18 protein-coding genes and 1 tRNA gene are annotated in these 17,879 nt (G+C 66.1%); 9 read left to right on the top strand and 10 right to left on the bottom strand.

Translation table 11 applies throughout. The features are described from left to right. Positions 1–6: 6 nt before the first annotated feature. Positions 7–360, bottom strand: coding sequence for a DMT family protein (locus JNL31_RS12440; protein WP_294973667.1), 354 nt, complete (start codon positions 358–360; stop codon positions 7–9). A 179-nt stretch (positions 361–539) separates the two neighbouring features. On the opposite strand from JNL31_RS12440, the gene JNL31_RS12435 reads away from it, so the two are divergent. From JNL31_RS12435 to JNL31_RS12410, 6 genes are all read left to right on the top strand, one after another. After that, positions 540–2,072, top strand: a complete 1,533-nt coding sequence (locus JNL31_RS12435) for an acyl-CoA carboxylase subunit beta (protein ID WP_294973666.1) — start codon at positions 540–542, stop codon at positions 2,070–2,072. A 3-nt stretch (positions 2,073–2,075) separates the two neighbouring features. Continuing rightward, positions 2,076–2,489 carry a DUF6497 family protein gene (locus JNL31_RS12430; RefSeq protein ID WP_294973665.1) on the top strand — a complete coding sequence of 138 codons (414 nt, stop codon included), beginning with the start codon at positions 2,076–2,078 and terminating at the stop codon, positions 2,487–2,489. A gap of 211 nt (positions 2,490–2,700) precedes the next feature. Further along, the gene (locus JNL31_RS12425) at positions 2,701–2,829 is read left to right on the top strand and encodes a hypothetical protein (RefSeq protein ID WP_294973663.1); all 129 of its coding nucleotides are present in this window, start codon (positions 2,701–2,703) and stop codon (positions 2,827–2,829) included. Between the two features lie 186 nt (positions 2,830–3,015). Further along, a complete protein-coding gene (locus JNL31_RS12420; protein WP_294973661.1) occupies positions 3,016–3,411 on the top strand; it encodes a hypothetical protein in 396 nt (131 codons plus the stop codon). 316 nt (positions 3,412–3,727) lie between these two features. Next, positions 3,728–3,946 (top strand): hypothetical protein, encoded by a 219-nt coding sequence (locus JNL31_RS12415; protein WP_294973659.1) that lies wholly within the window; start codon positions 3,728–3,730, stop codon positions 3,944–3,946. Between the two features lie 107 nt (positions 3,947–4,053). Beyond that, a complete protein-coding gene (locus JNL31_RS12410) occupies positions 4,054–6,057 on the top strand; it encodes an acetyl/propionyl/methylcrotonyl-CoA carboxylase subunit alpha (RefSeq protein WP_294973658.1) in 2,004 nt (667 codons plus the stop codon). A gap of 94 nt (positions 6,058–6,151) precedes the next feature. Here the strand turns inward: JNL31_RS12410 and JNL31_RS12405 are convergent, their stop codons facing one another. Beyond that, positions 6,152–6,613, bottom strand: a complete 462-nt coding sequence (locus JNL31_RS12405; RefSeq protein WP_294973656.1) for a DUF4174 domain-containing protein — start codon at positions 6,611–6,613, stop codon at positions 6,152–6,154. A 66-nt stretch (positions 6,614–6,679) separates the two neighbouring features. On the opposite strand from JNL31_RS12405, the gene scpA reads away from it, so the two are divergent. Beyond that, positions 6,680–8,806 carry a methylmalonyl-CoA mutase gene (gene scpA, locus JNL31_RS12400; protein ID WP_294973654.1) on the top strand — a complete coding sequence of 709 codons (2,127 nt, stop codon included), beginning with the start codon at positions 6,680–6,682 and terminating at the stop codon, positions 8,804–8,806. A gap of 99 nt (positions 8,807–8,905) precedes the next feature. Here scpA and JNL31_RS12395 read toward each other — a convergent pair whose 3' ends face one another. The 8 genes from JNL31_RS12395 to JNL31_RS12360 form a co-directional block, all read right to left on the bottom strand. Beyond that, a complete protein-coding gene (locus JNL31_RS12395) occupies positions 8,906–10,468 on the bottom strand; it encodes a hypothetical protein (RefSeq protein ID WP_294973653.1) in 1,563 nt (520 codons plus the stop codon). Between the two features lie 172 nt (positions 10,469–10,640). Continuing rightward, positions 10,641–11,018, bottom strand: coding sequence for an AAA+ family ATPase (locus JNL31_RS12390; protein WP_294973652.1), 378 nt, complete (start codon positions 11,016–11,018; stop codon positions 10,641–10,643). A gap of 31 nt (positions 11,019–11,049) precedes the next feature. Further along, positions 11,050–12,102, bottom strand: a complete 1,053-nt coding sequence (locus tag JNL31_RS12385) for an endonuclease (protein ID WP_294973651.1) — start codon at positions 12,100–12,102, stop codon at positions 11,050–11,052. Next, positions 12,099–12,812: a molecular chaperone DjiA gene (locus JNL31_RS12380; protein ID WP_294973650.1), complete on the bottom strand. Its 714-nt coding sequence runs from the start codon at positions 12,810–12,812 to the stop codon at positions 12,099–12,101. The genes JNL31_RS12385 and JNL31_RS12380 overlap by 4 nt, the downstream gene beginning before the upstream one ends. A gap of 31 nt (positions 12,813–12,843) precedes the next feature. After that, the gene (locus JNL31_RS12375) at positions 12,844–13,329 is read right to left on the bottom strand and encodes a GNAT family N-acetyltransferase (RefSeq protein ID WP_294973649.1); all 486 of its coding nucleotides are present in this window, start codon (positions 13,327–13,329) and stop codon (positions 12,844–12,846) included. After that, on the bottom strand, positions 13,326–13,937 hold the full coding sequence (locus tag JNL31_RS12370) for a VOC family protein (protein WP_294973719.1): 612 nt from the start codon (positions 13,935–13,937) through the stop codon (positions 13,326–13,328). The genes JNL31_RS12375 and JNL31_RS12370 overlap by 4 nt, the downstream gene beginning before the upstream one ends. Then, positions 13,937–15,511 carry a Ppx/GppA family phosphatase gene (locus JNL31_RS12365; protein ID WP_294973648.1) on the bottom strand — a complete coding sequence of 525 codons (1,575 nt, stop codon included), beginning with the start codon at positions 15,509–15,511 and terminating at the stop codon, positions 13,937–13,939. Before JNL31_RS12365 ends, JNL31_RS12370 begins: the two co-directional genes overlap by 1 nt. Positions 15,512–15,647: 136 nt before the next feature. Beyond that, the gene (locus JNL31_RS12360) at positions 15,648–15,866 is read right to left on the bottom strand and encodes a DUF6324 family protein (protein WP_294973646.1); all 219 of its coding nucleotides are present in this window, start codon (positions 15,864–15,866) and stop codon (positions 15,648–15,650) included. Between the two features lie 135 nt (positions 15,867–16,001). On the opposite strand from JNL31_RS12360, the gene JNL31_RS12355 reads away from it, so the two are divergent. Together JNL31_RS12355 and JNL31_RS12350 are read left to right on the top strand one after the other, a co-directional pair. Continuing rightward, positions 16,002–16,078 (top strand) — tRNA-His (locus JNL31_RS12355). A 135-nt stretch (positions 16,079–16,213) separates the two neighbouring features. Further along, positions 16,214–17,863, top strand: coding sequence for a DUF2235 domain-containing protein (locus JNL31_RS12350; protein WP_294973645.1), 1,650 nt, complete (start codon positions 16,214–16,216; stop codon positions 17,861–17,863). Positions 17,864–17,879: the final 16 nt, after the last annotated feature.

Genomic DNA, 17,879 nt, shown 5'->3' with positions numbered 1-17,879 from the left:
ACGGGCTCAGCCCCATTTGTGGAAGATGAAGAAGGCCCCAACGGCGATGAAGCCGAAACCGACGAGGTGGTTCCAGCCGAGCGGTTCCTTCAGGTAGAGGACGGAAAAGACGGCGAAGACCGAGAGGGTGATGACCTCCTGGATCGTCTTCAGCTCGGCGGCGGAGAAATGGCCGTGCCCGATGCGGTTGGCGGGGACCTGGAGGACGTATTCGAAGAAGGCGATGCCCCAGCTGACCAGCACCACCGTCATCAGCGCGGTGGATTTGTATTTCAGGTGGCCATACCAGGCAAAGGTCATGAACACGTTCGAGGCGATGAGCAGGCCGATCGTGACGACGGGAATGGGCAGGTTGGGCATGGGGTCCTCGGGCTGGGTGCCGCGTTGAGATAGCTTGGGGCCGCAATGCGGCCAATGCTTTGCGATTTCGCAATTTGAAAGCGTCGATTTCGAATGTGTTTGCAAATTTTCTCATTCGTGCTTCTCGCAGGTGCGGCGTTCCCGTAAGTTGACCGCGCCATCAGCCGGGGGAGGGCGCGATGAAGGACATTCTCGAAGAGCTTGAGGCACGTCGCGGCGCGGCCCGCTCGGGGGGCGGCGAGCGGCGGGGCGAGGCGCAGCATTCCAAAGGCAAGCTGACGGCGCGGGAGCGGATCGAGCTTCTCCTGGACGAGGGGTCGTTCGAGGAGTTCGACATGTTCGTCGCGCACCGCTGCACCGATTTCGGGATGGAGAAGGACCGACCGGCGGGGGATGGCGTCGTCACCGGCTGGGGCACGGTCAACGGCCGCATGGTCTATGTCTTCAGCCAGGATTTCACGGTGTTCGGCGGGTCGCTGTCGGAAACCCATGCGCAGAAAATCTGCAAGATCATGGACATGGCCTTGCAAAACGGCGCGCCGGTGATCGGGATCAATGACTCGGGCGGCGCGCGGATTCAGGAGGGCGTGGCCTCGCTTGCCGGCTATGCCGAGGTGTTCCAGCGCAACATCATGGCCTCGGGCGTCGTCCCCCAGATCAGCCTGATCATGGGTCCCTGCGCGGGGGGGGCGGTCTATTCCCCGGCGATGACCGACTTCATCTTCATGGTGAAGGACACCTCCTACATGTTCGTGACCGGCCCCGACGTGGTGAAGACGGTGACGAACGAACAGGTCACGGCAGAGGAGCTGGGCGGGGCCTCGACCCACACCCGCAAGTCCTCGGTCGCGGACGGGGCCTATGAGAACGACGTGGAGGCGCTGGCCGAAACCCGGCGGCTGATCGACTTCCTGCCGAAGTCGAACCGCGAAAAGGCGCCGGTCCGGCCGTTCTTCGACGCGCCCGACCGGCTGGAGCCGAGCCTCGACACGCTGATCCCCGACAACCCGAACCAGCCCTACGACATGAAGGAGCTGATCCAGAAGATCGGGGACGAGGGCGACTTCTTCGAAATCCAGCGCGATTTCGCGGGCAACATCATCACCGGCTTCATCCGGATCGAGGGCCAGTCGGTCGGCGTGGTTGCGAACCAGCCGATGGTGCTGGCCGGGTGCCTCGACATCGACGCCAGCCGCAAGGCCGCCCGTTTCGTGCGGTTCTGCGACGCCTTCGAGATCCCGATCCTGACCTTCGTCGACGTGCCGGGCTTCCTGCCGGGGACGTCGCAGGAATATGGCGGTGTCATCAAGCACGGCGCGAAGCTGCTGTTCGCCTATGGCGAGGCGACGGTGCCCAAGGTCACGGTGATCACGAGGAAAGCCTATGGCGGGGCCTATGACGTGATGGCGTCCAAGCACCTGCGCGGCGATTTCAACTATGCCTGGCCTACGGCGGAAATCGCGGTGATGGGGGCGAAAGGCGCGGTCGAAATCCTGTATCGGTCGGAGCTGGCCGACCGCGACCGGATCGCCGGGCGGGTGAAGGATTACGAGGACCGCTTCGCCAACCCGTTCGTGGCGGCCGAGAAGGGTTTCATCGACGAGGTGATCATGCCGCATTCGACGCGCCGCCGGGTCGCGCGGGCCTTCGCGGCCCTGCGCGGCAAGAAGCTGTCGAACCCCTGGAAGAAGCACGACAACATTCCGCTCTGAGCCATGCGCCGCATCTCTCCCTTTCGCATTCCGGTCTGGCTTGGCGCCCTGGCGCTGGTTGCCGCCTGCCAGGAAGACCCCCCGGCGGGGGAGGTGGTCGAGGTGCCCTCGGGGCGCGCGCTGTCGCTGATCGACATCGTGACCAACGCGCCTGGGCCTGCCGGGGCAACGGCCCGGTTCCGGTTCCTTGCGCCGGGCCTTTCGCCGGATGACGCCGAGGCCGCATCGGCCGACATGCAGGTGCTCTGCGACAGTTTCGCCGTCAAGCGGATTGACGGAATGGTGCCCGCGCCGCAGCAGATCGTCATCTCCTTTGCCAGCGAGGTCGTGCCCTTTGGCGAAGCTTCGCCGGATGTGGTCCAGTTCTTCGAATCCTATCGTCCGGAAAACGGCGCCTGCGTCTGGGAGGTTTTCTGATGCAGGCACAGAATGTTGTTTTTCCTGCTGGCCATGCGCAAAGGGCTGATGTAGGAACGCCACAGGTCGGGAACTTGGTCGGGCCGTCATACCAATCCGGGACGCTTTCGGATAAGGTCGGCACAGGCCGGGCCAAATCGGCCTTAAACAGCGAACAGGTGCCGGATACCCTTGCGGGGTCCGAAGCACCCCAAGAAGGATGGAGTAGAGGATGTCGAAGAGCGCACGTCTCGTTCTGGTTCTGGCTGCGGTCGCAGCTCTTGCCGCTTGTGCCAAGAAAGAAGTTGTGGCCCCCGAGCCGGTCACCCCGGAAGTCGTGGAAACCGGCAAGTACAAGTAATCTTGCGGAGCGGGCCTGCCGGCATCAGCCGGGCGGGCCCGCGCCAAGCCTTGGCCTCCTGCAAGCAGACGCGGTTCGAAGGCCATTTCTCCCTGACATAGCAGGCAATTCGCATCGGTTCGTCTGGGCCGTGCCGCAGGTTTCGTCTATCCGTCCTGTCCACAGCAATGACAGGAGACAGACGAGATGCTGAAGCACCGTGGCTTCCCGGGCCGGATGCCGAGGACCGATTTCCAGTTCACCATCCGCCGTGCCAACGTGAAGGAAGGCGCGACGAAACTGATCCGGCGCGAGCGGTTCAAGGACCGGAAGCAGATGGATCGCGCTGCCGATGCCGCCTTCATGGCAGCACTCTGGCAGTATTTCGGGGAAGAGCCGTTCGAGCGCGGCAACCTCGATGCCGGGCGGCTCTCCTGGCTCTTCGGGCGCGAGGTGGTTGCAGCGGAAGACCCGTTCGATCCCTGCTCCTATGAGGCGCTTCTCCGGATCGACGTGAAGCGTGCCGAGGCGGCTTTCCCGCAGGTTTTCGCGCCCGACGCCCCCGATGCGCTGGCCGATGACTGGGACGGGGAGGAGGACTAGGCATGAATTCGCCGAGCCTCAGGTCGTTTTGGCATGGTTTTGCCCAAGCCCGGATCGGCGTTCTTGTGGCGTTTGCAATGGTGTCTGGGGCGCGCCATTGTTTCCTTGTGGATCAACGGCAGCCAAGCCGTGACCCGCACACTCAACGTTGTTACCCTTCCCCTTCCCTGCGGTCCGGCCCGTCCCAGGCCGGACCGACCCTTCCGGGTCGGCGGCGGGGTGCCGATCGCGTGAGCGGAGCGAGATATTGCTTTGAAATCCGGGACGTTGCGGTAGACTCCGGGTCAATAACAACAACCCTACGAGGCAGTCCCCCATGCGCAAGTCCCTTGTCGTCTTCTTCCTTCTGTCCATGCCGCTCGCCGGTTGCCTGCAGGACCCCACGTCGCGCGGCGTGGCGGGCGCGGCTGCCGGTGCGCTGGTTGCCGACGCGACCGACAGCAACATGCTTACCGGGGCCGTCATCGGCGGCCTTGCCGGTGTCGCGACCTGCGGCATCGAAGTTGGCCTGCCGCCCTGCAACTCGGGCTACTGAACCGCTAGCTGACCGGGCCGCCTGCGGGCGGGCCATACCACGTTCAAGGACCACCCGGGCCGGGCGCCAGGGTGGTCCTTTTTCTTTGCGCCTGATGGGGGAAGCCGATGTTTGACAAGATCCTGATCGCCAACCGGGGCGAGATCGCCTGCCGCGTGATCAAGACCGCGCGCAGGATGGGGATCAAGACGGTGGCGGTCTATTCCGACGCCGACCGCAATGCACTGCATGTGAAGATGGCGGACGAGGCGGTGCATATCGGCCCGCCTCCGGCCGCGCAGAGCTATATCGTGATCGACCGGATCATGGCGGCGATCAAGGCGACGGGCGCGCAGGCCGTGCATCCGGGCTATGGCTTCCTGTCGGAGAACCGCAACTTCGCTGCGGCTCTGGAGGCGGCGGGGGTGGTGTTCGTCGGGCCGCCCAGCCCGGCCATTGAGGCGATGGGCGACAAGATCACCTCTAAGAAGATCGCGATGGAGGCCGGGGTGTCGACCGTGCCGGGCTACATGGGTCTGATCGCGGATGCGGACGAGGCGGTGAGGATCAGCCAGAAGATCGGCTATCCGGTGATGATCAAGGCCAGCGCGGGCGGCGGCGGCAAGGGGATGCGCATCGCCTGGAACGACGCCGAGGCGGCGGAGGGGTTCCAGTCCTCGAAGAACGAGGCCGCCGCAAGTTTCGGCGACGACCGGATCTTCATCGAGAAGTTCGTGACCCAGCCGCGGCACATCGAGATCCAGGTGCTGGCCGACAAGCATGGCAACTGTGTCTACCTGCATGAGCGGGAATGCTCGATCCAGCGGCGGAACCAGAAAGTGATCGAAGAGGCCCCGTCGCCCTTCCTGGACGAGGCGACGCGCAAGGCGATGGGCGAGCAGGCCTGCGCCTTGGCGAAGGCCGTGGGCTATACTTCGGCGGGGACGGTGGAGTTCATCGTCGATGGCAACCGCAACTTCTACTTCCTTGAAATGAATACCCGTTTGCAGGTGGAGCATCCGGTGACGGAGCTGATCACCGGGGTCGACCTGGTGGAACAGATGATCCGCGTGGCCGATGGCCAGCCCTTGCCCTTCGCGCAGAAGGACCTGAAGATCCACGGCTGGGCGATGGAAAGCCGTCTGTACGCGGAAGACCCCTACCGCAACTTCCTGCCCTCCATCGGTCGCCTCACGCGCTACCGGCCGCCGGTCGAGGGCAAGACCGACCGCGGCGGCATCGTGCGCAACGATACCGGCGTCTACGAGGGCGGCGAGATCAGCATGTTCTACGACCCGATGATCGCCAAGCTGTGCACCTGGGGTGCGACGCGGGCGGATGCGATCGAGGAGATGCGGCTGGCGCTGGATACGTTCGAGGTCGAGGGGATCGGCCACAACCTGCCGTTCTGTTCCGCCGTGATGGACCATCCGAGGTTCACCAGCGGCAACATCACCACGGCCTTCATCGCCGAGGAATACGAGGGCGGTTTCACCGGGGCCACGCTCGACGCTTCGCTGTTGCGGCGAGTGGTGGCGGCGGCGGCGGCGATGAACCGGGTGGCGGAAATCCGGCGGACGCGGATTTCCGGCACGATGGACAACCACACCCGCCGGGTGGGCGACGACTGGGTGGTGACGCTGCAAGGCGAGAGCTTTCCGGTCACAATCCGGGCCGACCATGACGGGTCAACGGTCGCCTTCGAGGACGGCACCGACCTGCGGGTAACTTCGGACTGGACGCCGGGGCAGCCTCTGGCCCGCCTGACCGTGGGTGGCGAGCCGCTGGTGATCAAGGTGGGCAAGGTGCCGATGGGCTTCCGCATGCGGCTGCGGGGTGCCGACCTGAAGGTGCATGTCCAGACCCCGCGGCAGAAGGCCCTGGCCGGGCTGATGCTGGAGAAGGCCCCGCCGGATACCTCGAAGTATCTTCTCTGCCCGATGCCGGGCCTGATCGTGAAGATCGCGGTCGAGGAGGGGCAGGAGGTCCAGGAGGGGCAGGCGCTGGCGACCGTCGAGGCGATGAAGATGGAGAACATCCTGAAGGCCGAGCGCAAGGGCGTGGTCAAGAAGATCAAGGCGGCCGCCGGGGCGAGCCTGAAGGTCGACGATGTGATCATGGAGTTCGAGTGATGGCACAGCGCCCGGCGCGGGGGCGATTTCTTCAAAGAAATCGCATCGGAGCCTTTGAAGGCTCCGATCCGGAATTTTCAGAAATTCCGGTGCCTTACCGCCCCGCCGGATTCTTCTCCAGTGCCTCGGTGCGCGCGATAGGCATCTTGTCGATGGAGTTGATGATCTCGCGCCCGTCCCAGGGCAGGGGTTTGCGGATCGAAGGTTTCCAATCCTTGTCCATCAGCACCAGTGAGAACCCGCGCGGGCGCAGTTTCTTGCGCAAGGCCGAAGGGTTCGCGGGGTCGGTGTCAAGGATCAGGATCACATCCCGCGCCGCGAGGTCGGCATGATAGCGCGACAGAAGCTCCAGCTGGCGAATGAAGGCCGGATCGTTGGGGCTGTCGGCGAACACGATGACCGGGCGCAGGGTGTAGAGAAGATCGGCTTCGACCACATCGGCAGCGTCGACCGGAGAGAATGCGATGACCTCTTCGGCCCGGGCCGGATGGGAGAGTAGCGCCGGAAGGGCCAGGGCCAGGACGGCAAGGAACGGACGACGGGCGAGACGCTGCATGGCCTTGATATAGGGGGCCTTTGGCAAAAGCCCAAGCGCGCTGTGGAGCGCGGGATGGAGAGAGCGATGACGGACCTGAAGGCATGGGAGGCGCTGGCCTCGAAAGAGTTGAAGGGCAGGGGCCCGGAGAGCCTGAACTGGCAGACGCTGGAGGGGATCACCGTCAAGCCGCTCTACACGGCGGCGGATGTGCAAGGCCTGCCGCAGATGGGCGAGTTGCCGGGGGTGGCGCCGTTCACCCGGGGGGTGCGGGCGACGATGTATGCCGGGCGGCCCTGGACGATTCGGCAGTACGCGGGGTTCTCGACCGCCGAGGAGTCGAATGCCTTTTACCGCAAGGCCTTGGCGGGCGGGCAGCAGGGGGTGTCGGTCGCCTTCGACCTGGCGACGCACCGGGGCTATGACTCGGATCATCCGCGCGTGGTGGGGGATGTGGGCAAGGCCGGGGTGGCCATCGACTCGGTCGAGGACATGAAGGTGCTGTTCGATGGCATCCCGCTGGAAAAGATCAGCGTGTCGATGACGATGAACGGGGCAGTGATCCCGATCCTCGCGTCGTTCATCGTGGCGGGGGAGGAGCAGGGGGTCGCTCGCGCCGACCTGTCGGGGACGATCCAGAACGACATCCTGAAGGAATTCATGGTGCGGAACACCTATATCTATCCGCCCGAGCCTTCGATGCGGATCATCGCGGACATCATCGAATACACCTCTGCCGAGATGCCGAAGTTCAACTCGATCTCGATCTCGGGCTACCACATGCAGGAGGCCGGGGCGAACCTGGTGCAGGAACTGGCGTTCACGCTGGCCGACGGCAAGGAATATGTGCAGGCCGCGATTGCGCGGGGGATGGACGTCGACGACTTCGCTGGGCGGCTGTCGTTCTTCTTCGCCATCGGGATGAATTTCTTCATGGAGGTCGCGAAGCTGCGCGCCGCGCGGATGCTGTGGCACCGGATCATGAGCGGGTTCGGGGCGAAGAAGGCGTCCTCCCTGATGCTGCGGACGCATTGCCAGACCTCGGGCGTTTCGTTGCAGGAGCAGGACCCCTACAACAACGTCATCCGCACGGCCTATGAGGCGATGGCGGCGGTGCTGGGGGGGACGCAGAGCCTGCACACCAACGCGCTGGACGAAGCGATTGCCTTGCCGACCGAATTCGCGGCACGGATAGCGCGGAATACCCAGCTGGTGCTGCAGGAGGAGACCGGGATCACCCATGTCGTCGATCCCCTGGCCGGGTCCTATTATGTGGAGAGCCTGACCGCTGAGCTGGCCGAGGAAGCCTGGAAGCTGATCGAGGAAGTGGAGGCGATGGGGGGCATGACCAAGGCGGTGGCCTCGGGGATGCCGAAGCTGCGGATCGAGGAAAGTGCGGCGCGGCGGCAGGCGATGATCGACCGGGGCGAGGAGGTGATCGTCGGGGTCAACAAGTACCGCAAGGATCAGGAAGACCTGATCGACATCCGGGACATCGACAACATCTCGGTGCGCGAGGCGCAGGTCGCCCGGCTGAAGACGGTGCGGGCGACCCGGGACGAGGCGCGCTGCGAGGCGGCGCTGGCGGAGCTGACCCGGCGGGCGGGCGAGGGCGGCAACCTTCTGGAAGCGGCGGTGGAGGCAGCCCGGGCACGGGCCTCGGTCGGGGAGATTTCGATGGCCATGGAAAAGGTGTTCGGGCGGCATCGGGCCGAGGTGAAGACGCTCGCCGGGGTCTACGGCGCGGCCTATGAGGGCGACGCGGGGTTCCAGCAGATCCAGCGGGATGTGGAGACCTTTGCCGAGGCAGAGGGGCGGCGGCCGCGGATGCTGGTCGTCAAGATGGGGCAGGACGGGCATGACCGGGGGGCGAAGGTGATCGCCACCGCCTTTGCCGACATCGGGTTCGATGTGGATGTGGGGCCGCTGTTCCAGACTCCGGAAGAGGCCGCGCAGGATGCGATCGACAATGATGTGCATGTGATCGGGATTTCCAGCCAGGCTGCCGGGCACAAGACGCTGGCCCCGAAGCTGATCGAGGTGCTGAAGGAGCGGGGGGCGGGGGATATCCTGGTGATCTGCGGCGGGGTGATCCCGCAGCAGGACTATGAGTTCCTGAAAGGGGCGGGGGTGAAGGCGATCTTCGGGCCGGGGACCAACATTCCGGCGGCGGCGAAGGAAATCCTGGACCTGATCCGGGTGGCGAGGGGGTAGCTGTCCACGGTGGACAGATTTTTGGGCCCAAGGAAATCAAGGGCTTGGGCGCGGGCATTCACCACTTCTTAACCTCTGCCCGCGCCGTCGTCAGTGCCGTCAGCCGCCGATATGGTCCAGCGTCAGGGCGGTGGTGTCGCTGGCGGTGGTGCCCTGATCCTCGCCCTTGCCGTCCCAGGAATAGGTGAAGATCTTCGGGTGCGACCCGGCCTTCATCGTCTTCAGCCCGAAGCCGCGGCCCACGCGGTCCTTGCGGTGGGCGACGGCCCAGACCACCCAGGCGACATCGTTCTCGATGGTCTTCTTCAAGCGGTTGGTGGGGCAGGTGATCACGGCCATCACTTCGGCCGCGCGGAGCTTGAGGTCGACGCGGAGCGGCGTGTGGTCGGCGCGGAATTCAAGGCTTTGCAGCCGGGCGAGCATCGGGGCGCCGCCATGCGAACTGTCGAGCTTCCAGCAGGCGTAGTCGACGAAGGTCACGTTCTGCGCGGTTGGCGGACCTTCGCCTTCCAGCGTGTAGGTGAGCTGGTCGGGATTGCTGAATTTCAGCCGGATCGGCACCTCGACCTTGTAGGCCGTGGTGCCGTAGACCCCGGCATTGTCCTTCCACTGGCCCGAGGCCTGAACGGTCAGCTTGTAGCGCCCGCAAGCCTCCATCGCGGCGCGAAGCTCGACGGAGCGGACGGGGTCGGCGGTCGCCTCGACGGTGATGCCGGTCAGCTGGCGCTGCCGTTCGTAAGCGAGGCCGAAGGCGGCAAGCTGGGGCAGGTCGCCGGTGGACTGGCAGATTTGCACCTTTTCCGGGAAGCAGACGGTCCAGTAGCGGTCGAAGAGCTGGCGGATCACCTCGCCATCGGCGACGGAGTCGCTGACGCCGAGGAGTTGGCGCTGCTTGTCGATGGCGTTGATCGAGCGGGTGGCGGATTCGACGGTCGCACAATCTGCGGCGGGGCTGGTGGCCAGCTTCAGCCAGCCGGAGAGGACCAGACGGGTCGCCTCGCCCTGCAGGATCGCGGCGGCCTCGCGGCCCTTGGCGGTGTCGTCCTCGCCGGTGGCCTTCGCTTCGGTACGGGCTTCGCGCAGAAGCTCGGCCACGCGGGTTGACAGCCGGTCTTCGGCACGCTGTTGCCGCCAGCGGTCGAGTTGCAGGGTCGCGCGGTCGGCGAAGCTCACACCAGCGCCGGAGAAATGGTCGATGGGGATCACGATACCGTCGGTCCCCTGCACCGGAAGGTGCAGGAAGGCGTCGGCGCCGTCGGCGTAGAAGCCCCAGTGCAACCGGCTTTCCGGCGGGACCGGGGTCTTCGGGGTGATTTCCAGGGTGGCGGTCTGCGCCAGTTCCAGCCCGTCGGGTTTCAGGACGACGCCGGTGATCGCGCCCGCGCCGTCGGGGAGGCCGGAGGTCCGGGCGATGGGGGTGGCGGTGATCCGGGTGTCGGTCAGGAGCGCGCCTGCGGGAAGGGTCAGGACGAAGCTGTCCCCGGCGGCGGATTTCAGTTTCAGCTTGCCGCCGTCCGGCCCGATGATCGCGCTTTCCGCGCCGTCGTCTTCCAGCGCAAGGGTCAGGTTCAGGGGGTTGGCGGGGCCGGTGTAGAAATCCTGCGTCCCGTCGGCAAGGGCAGTCAGCGGCCAGAAGAGCAGGAGAAACAGCCAGATGCGCATATGATTCGCTCCTGAAATCGGGGCGATCATAGCCGGGAACTGTCCGGTTTCGTGGTGCGGCATTTCTGCGGTGGAGGCTCGTCGATGACTTTGTCACCCCTGGCGAGCGGTGCGGTGGGCAGATTGCCCACCCTACCTCCGACGAGGAGACGAAGTCGAACGAAGCGGGAAGCTACAGTTCGATCTCGCCGTTGGGCCCCGGTTGCGGCTCAGACTGCGGGGTCATCTTCGGCACGAGGGGCGCGGTGCGGCGGATCAGGATGTCGCCGTTCGGCAGCATGACCGGGGCATCGTAGTTCTGGATGTCGTCGATCAGCGCGATGAGTTGCTGGAGTTTCGGCCCGAGTTCCTTGAGATGCGGCTCCATCTCGTCCAGAGCCTTGCCCATTTCGTCCAGCGCGGGCTGCATCTCGGACATCATGCCGCGCATGACGAGCTTCATGCCCTCTTCCATCAGGCTGAAACCTTCGTCTTCGGCGGGTGGAACGGTGGGAGCGTCCTCGGCAAAGGCCGGGGCAGAGACGAGGCAGAGGGCGAGAAGCAGTCTCATTCCGCGAATATGGGGACGGGGGATCGCGATTTCAAATCACATCTGGAATGTCGATGCTGACGGGGAAATGGTCGGAGGCCTGCAGAAGCGCCTCGCGCAGTTCGGGGATTGCGGTGACATGCGGTTCGTTGAACGGATGCCAGATGCGCCAGTCCGGGCCTTTCGCGGCAAGGTCGGGCGAGACCATCACGAAATCCAGCAGTGCCTCGAAATAGCGTTTCTGCGGGGCAAGGTAGAAGCGGGCCGAGGTGGGGCAGGCGGAAACCTTGCTTTGCAACGCCATGCTGGCATGAGGGTCGGTGAGCTTTTGCGCGGGGTCGGTGCCGGTGCCAAGCACGATCTCGATCCCGGAATGGCCGAAGAGCTTCTCGAATTCGTCGATGCCGGGGCCGTCGTTGAAATCGCCCATGACGAGAAGGCTGTCATGGGCGGCGAGGTGACCTTCCACCCGCTGCCGGAGCCAGAGGCATTGGGCGAGCTGCTTGCGGCGGTTCTCGATGGAAAGCCGGATCTGCGCCTCGCGGCCGATGGCGCCGTAGGGGTTCTTTGACTTGGCATGGACGCCAATGAGGCGGAGTTTCGTGCCGCCGTCGGTGGTCACGGCAAGTTCCAGCGGGGGTTTGGAAAAGCGGATGGTCTCGGAGATGTTGTCGGCGTCGAGGTCGTAGCGGAAGGTGGTGTCGAAGCGGGGCGCGTCGTGCGAGCCGTGGCTGTTCGCGGGGGCGCCGACGGGGTCGTGGCGGGCGGTCAGCCGGTCCGGGTCGTAGAGGAAGGCGATTTCCTGTTCGGTTTCCGACGGATAGCCGATCAGGGCCTTGCGGGCACGGAGGCCTGCCGCGCGGGCGAAGGTTTCCAGCGCCTTCACGGTCGAGCGGCGGTGGTTGGTATCGGGGGCCTCGATGATGGTGATGCCGTCGGCATCCATCGCGGTGAAGACGATGGCAAGGGCGGCAAGCTGTTCGCCGCGGGTGATCTTGTAGCGGGTCGAGAGTTCGCGGTCGTCGAGCATCCGGCCGTTGTCGTCGAAAAGCGCGTTGAACCATTCGACGTTGTAGGTGGCCAGGCGCAGGGGGCGGGCGGTCATGCGGCCTCTCTCGCCGAGATGGCGCGCCAGGCTTCGTTGATCATCTGCAAGCGCCGTTCGGCCAGCTTCATCGCCTCGGGCGGGACGCCGCGGGATTGCAGCACGTCGGGGTGGGTGTCGCGGACGAGGTCGCGCCAGGCTTTGCGGGCGGCGTCCTTCGAGGCGTTGTGCGGCAGGCCGAGGACGTCATAGGGATCGCGGGGGGCGCCTTCGACAAGGCGCGAGCGGACGATGTTGAAGCAGCGTTCGTCGAGGCCGAATTCGTCGGCGACATGTTTCAGGAAGGCATCCTCGCCGGGGTGATAGGTGCCGTCGGCGATGGCGATCTGGAACAGGGTTTCCAGGATGTCGACCAGGACATGGTGGTCGTCGGCGCAGATCCGGTGGCCGTCGGGATTGAAGAGACGCGCGATCTTGCGGGCATAGGTGTCGAAGCCCGCGACGTCCTGCCGGGCGAGGTTGTAGACGCGGGCGGCGTGATCCTCTTCGCCTTCGGGGAAGGTGAAGATGCGGCGGAAGGCGGTGACTTCGTCGCGGGTGACGGAGCCATCGGCCTTGGCCATCTTGGCGCCGAGCGCAAGGACGGCGATGGTGAAGCCGATGGATTGCTCCGGGACGGGATCGGCGCGCAGCTTGTCGAAGACGACGGACAGCGGCTCGCCCTTGGCTAGGGCGGCGAGGGCTTCGGTGATGCGGGTCCAGATCGACATGGGGCGACCATAGCCCGGCCCGGATGGCTTGTCAGAGGAATTTCTGCATCAGCACAAGGTCCATATAGCGACCGAACTTGTGACCGGCCTCGGGGATGATGGCGAGGGGACGATAGCCCATGCGGGCGTGGAAGGCCTGGCCGTCGGCGTTCTCGCCCGAGATGCCCGCGATCATCTGGTGGGCGCCGCCCGCGCGGGCGTGATCCTCGATTGCGGTGAGGAGGCTGCGGCCGAGGCCCTTGCGGGGGGTGCCGGGGAGCAGCGAGATGGAATGCTCCATGCAGCTGCGGTAGCCCTCGCCGCCGCGGAACTGGCCGTAGCTGGCCTGGCCGATCAGAACGTCTGCTTCCTCGGCGACAAGGAAGGCGTGACCGGCGGCGGCCTTGGCGGCGATCATGTCGAGGATGTCGCCGTCGGTCTTCGGGACCGGGTTGAAGGTGACGGCGGTGTGGAGGATCCAGTGGTTCAGGAGGGCGGCCAGCGCAGGGGCGTCGGCGGCCCGGGCGGGACGGATCATGTCAGGACGCGCGGGCCGTGGGGGGTGGAGAAGGTCGCGCGGAGGGCGTGGTAGGGACCAAGCTCGACGGTGACGCGGGGGTCGGTAAGGCCCCGCAGCGCGGCGCGCAGGGCGGGAGCCTGCGGATGGGTGATTTCAAGGCCCGTCAGGCGGATGCCGTGGTCGCGGAGCGCCTTGGCAGGGTGGAGGTCGCCCTGCCACTGGATGAGCGCGGGGAAGCGGTCGTCGAACGGAAGCTTGCCGGTCGCGGGAACGGCAAAGCGCCAGCGGTAGTCGCCGCGTTGCAGGTCGGTCGCGGTGCCGGTGCCCGCAGGCGCGGCGGCAAGCGCGGCGTCGAGATCGTCGGTCCGGCAGATCCAGTTGGTCAGGCGGGGCGGGCCGCGGAAGTTGTCGAGGTCGAACCAGCGTGGCCAGGCGGGCTTCGGTGCCTTGGGGTCGGTGGCGATGACTTCGAGATAGAGATCGCCAAGGGACAGGAGCCGGTTGTGGGTGCCCATGTGCGCATGCTTGCCGCCGCCCGCAAGCGGCACGCCAAGCGCGCGTTCCACCCATTCGGCCCCCGCTTCCAGGGTTCCGGCAGAGACGGCGAGATGGTCCAGGGCCAGCATCATGCGGAAGGCTCCGTCAGCACGACGTTTGACTGCGCCTTCAGGGCCTGCGCCAAGGCGACGAAGCGGGCCTGCGCCACTTCGCCGAACAGTCCCAGCCCCTCTTCCGTCAGGGCGAGGCTCAACTGCCGTTTCTTCGGGTTCCAGCGCAGGGTGCCCGCCTGCGACGGATCGCCGATCGAGAACATCGCCCCGAAGCGCATCGCCTTGCCAAGCGCCTCGGCCTCCTGGATGTCGGTTTCGGAGAGCAGGCGGAACAGCGGCTCCATCCGGCTGCCGGCGCGGCTGTTCTTGTAGCGGTGCAGGAGCGCCAGGCCAAGGAAGACGCGGCCGGGATGATCGAGCCCGCCGAGGTTCGCCCGGGTGGCGTTGTCGAAGCAGGCTTCGGCCCGGTAGTCGGGGTGCGCGCGCCAGGTGGTGTCGTGCAGAAGGCAGGCGGCCTTGATCAGGCGCAGGCGGTCGGGCGAGGCGCCCTTGAACAGCGGTTCGAGGAAGGTGAAGAGCTTCTTGCCGAAACCGGGGATGCGGGCCTGGGTCAGTTCGGTCATCCGTGCGGCCTCGATCAGCGGATCGCGGGCGCGCAGGCGGTCGGGCATCTGTTCGTAAAGCAGTCCTTCGCGGATGCCGTAGGCGGAAACGTCGATCTCGGACGGTTTCAGGATCCGGATGATCTCGCGCAGGACCTCGCAGGCGAGGGGGACGAGCTCCATCCGTTCCGCGCTGGTGCCGGTGCGGCCGCGGAGCGCGGCAAGGTCGGCGGTGCCAAGCCAGTCGAGCGTGTCCAGAAGGCCCTGCGGGGTCATGCGGTATTCGTGCAGGACGGTCAGCGGGTAATTGCGCCGTTCCATGTCAAGACGCGCGATGACGCGCCAGCTGCCGCCGACCAGGTAAATGCGGTCATTGTCGGGCCGGAGTTCCTTGGCGGCGGTTTCAAGGGTCGCGGCGATATGGGCCTTGCGCTTCTTCGGATCGGAGGAAACCTGCTGCAACCGGAACGGGCCAAGTGGCGTGGAGACGCGCTTGCCGACGTGGCCCTCGCCGATGCGGGCCAGTTCCATCGAGTTGCCGCCGATGTCGCAGACGATGCCCTTGGCCTCGGGCCAGCCGAGCAGCACGCCCTGCGCCGACAGCCGCGCCTCCTCGGGGCCGTCGATGACGTGGAGCTTGAGGCCGGTCTCGCGCAGGACCTGGGCCTGGAATTCGGCGCCGTCCTCGGCCTCGCGGGTGGCGGCGGTGGCGACGACGGTGAAGGGGCTGATGTTCATGCCCTTGGCGAGAAGCGAGAACCGTTTCAGCGCGGACAATGCCCGCGCCTTGCCCTCGGGGTTCAGCCGTCCGGTCTGGGCCAGCCCCTTGCCGAGGCCGCACATGATCTTTTCGTTGTAGAAATAGGCCGGGCTGCGGGCGGCGCCGTCGAAGACCACCATCCGGACCGAGTTCGAGCCGACATCGACCACGCCCACGCGCGACAGGGCACGGGCGGAGGGGTCATCGAACAGCGGCTTGCCGAATGGCCCCCAGTCGCCCGCGTCGTCGTCGTCATCCGAAAGCGGGGCGGGTCCGTCTGCGGCCATGGAAGAATCCTCCGGGGTCGTGCGGCGGTATGGTGACGGGGCGCGGGGGTGCGGTCAACCGGCTCTGGCGGGCCAAATCCTTTCGAAGGAATTTGCAGATCCCTTCGAAAGGATTTGTGTCACCCTTTGGGCGGCCCTACCGCTTCTTCGGCTTCGGGGCGGGCTTGTCGGCCATTGCGCGGGCGGCTTCGGCCGCGGCGCGCAGTTCCTCGGCGATCTCCTCGGCCTCTTCCGGGTCGAAGTCGAGCGGCAGTTCGATCCCGCCCTCGGCCTCGACATAGATGCGGACCATTCCGGCATCGGTCGGGCCGATCTGGATGTTGGCGGCGATGTCGCTGGGGTTGTTGATGCCCATGATGATGCTCCGGCTTTGCAGGTCCGGGTAGCGGGCGGCGGGACGGCGCGCAAGAAAAAACCGTGCCGGGCCCGTGCCGCCCCGGGGGAAGACGCTTGCATTCCGGGGGGCGCGGGGCTAAATCGCCCCGCGAGTGCCGCCTTAGCTCAGTTGGTTAGAGCACCAGATTGTGGATCTGGGGGTCCCCCGTTCGAGCCGGGGAGGCGGTACCATCTTCCCCCGCATTGACGATGAAATAACGCCACCGCGCTTTGCGACTGGGCGGCTTTGTGCGATGCTGGCAGCATTATGCGGCGCCGCAGCGCCAGGCCATTTCAGATCGCAGAACTCCCGGTTGGAGGAATTTCATGCCCGACGCTCCTGCCGACCCCGTCCCGGTCACGCCCGCCTCGCGCGGCAGGAAGATCGTGATCTTTGCCGATGGCACCGGCAACAGCTTCGCCATGCAGGAATCGAACGTCTGGCGGTTGTACTCCGCGCTCGACAAGACCGAGAAGTCCGGCAGGACGCCGGTCGAGTTGCAGCTCGCCCGCTATATTCCGGGCGTGGGGACATCCTCGAACCGGGTGCTGCGGCTGATCGACGGGGCGACCGGGATCGGGGTGCCGTCAAACGTGCGCAAGCTGTACCGCTTCCTGTGCTGGAACTGGCAGCCGGGGGACGAGGTCTATCTCTTCGGCTTCTCGCGCGGGGCCTTCACGGTCAGGACGCTGGCCGGGATGATCCGCTGGCAGGGGCTGATGCCGCTGATGATCGGCGAGCGCCCCGTCACCGATGCCGAGATGAAGCGCAACGCGATGCGGGCCTGGGAGGCCTATCGCGCGAAGACCGCTCCGCTGGTGCAGGATGGCAGGCTGAAGATGGCGCCCTGGATCGGGGCGTTGCGCTGGTTGCGCGACCGGGCGATCAGCGCGAAGCGGCGGCTCTTCGGCCAGCCGACCCATGCCGAGGTGCTGGCCGCCCGTCCGGTGGAGCGGCGCCCGGCGCTGGGCGCCAGTGGACCGGAGGAGGAGGCGGGCGGCGAGGTCGGCATCCGCTACATGGGTCTCTTCGACACGGTCGAGGCTTATGGCTTCCCCTTTGTCGGTTTGCGCGAGGCCTGGAGCTGGCTGATCTGGCCGATCATCTTCCGCAACCGGGTCTGCGCGAAGATCGTCACCCGGGCCGACCATGTCCTCGCGCTGGACGATGAACGCAAGACCTTTCATCCCTTGCAGTTCGACCAGACCGATGCGGGCAGGCCCGAGGCCCCGACACTGGTGCGCGAGACCTGGTTTGCCGGAATGCACTCTGACGTTGGCGGCGGCTATCCCGACGACGCGGTGGCGATGGACCCGCTTTTGTGGATCCTGGATGCGGCAGAAGCCGAGGGGCTGCGCTTTGCCGAGGGCGCGCGGGAGGGCTTTGCCGGGCGGCTTTATCCCCGGGCGCTGATCCATGATTCCCGGGCGGGGCTGGCGGCAAGCTACCGCTATGCGCCGCGGCCGAAGCCCGATCTGCCTGGGAACGGCCGGGGGGCGCCGGTGCTGCACCGTTCGGTCCTGACGAAGATCAGGACGGGGGCGGATGGCTATGCGCCGCTGCTCTTGCCCGTGAAGCCAAGCGTCTGCGATGGGCCTGCAAGCCACGACAGCTGCGGCCCGGCGCCGATGGAGGCAGAGGCCGATGCGGATCGCCGCGCGCGTGCGCTGATCGGCAAGCGCATTCGGGCGAACCGGGCGCTGATCGCCTTCGCCGTGCTGCTCGTTCTGCTGCCGATGCTGGAGCGGCTTGGCCTTCCGTTGCTTCCGAACCTCTGGTCCAGTGGCAAGGCGATCGTGCTGGCCTGGCTGTCTGCGGTGCGCCTTTCCGTCGATCCGCTCTGGGCGCTCTATCGCGAGATCTGGCCCTGGGCGGCGGTGCTTCTGGTGGTGATGGCCGGGCTGTGGTGGCGGGGGGGTGATCTGCAGGGCCGGATCAAGGATCAGGCGCTGCGGGTCTGGCGGTTTGATCCCTGACGGGCTTCACCCCCGT

The sequence above is a fragment of the Tabrizicola sp. genome (assembly GCF_016792905.1).
In the GTDB taxonomy this organism is placed as follows: Bacteria; Pseudomonadota; Alphaproteobacteria; order Rhodobacterales; family Rhodobacteraceae; genus Tabrizicola.
The sequence above is the reverse complement of the archived record's forward strand: the minus strand, read 5'-3'. Positions and strand labels throughout refer to the sequence as shown.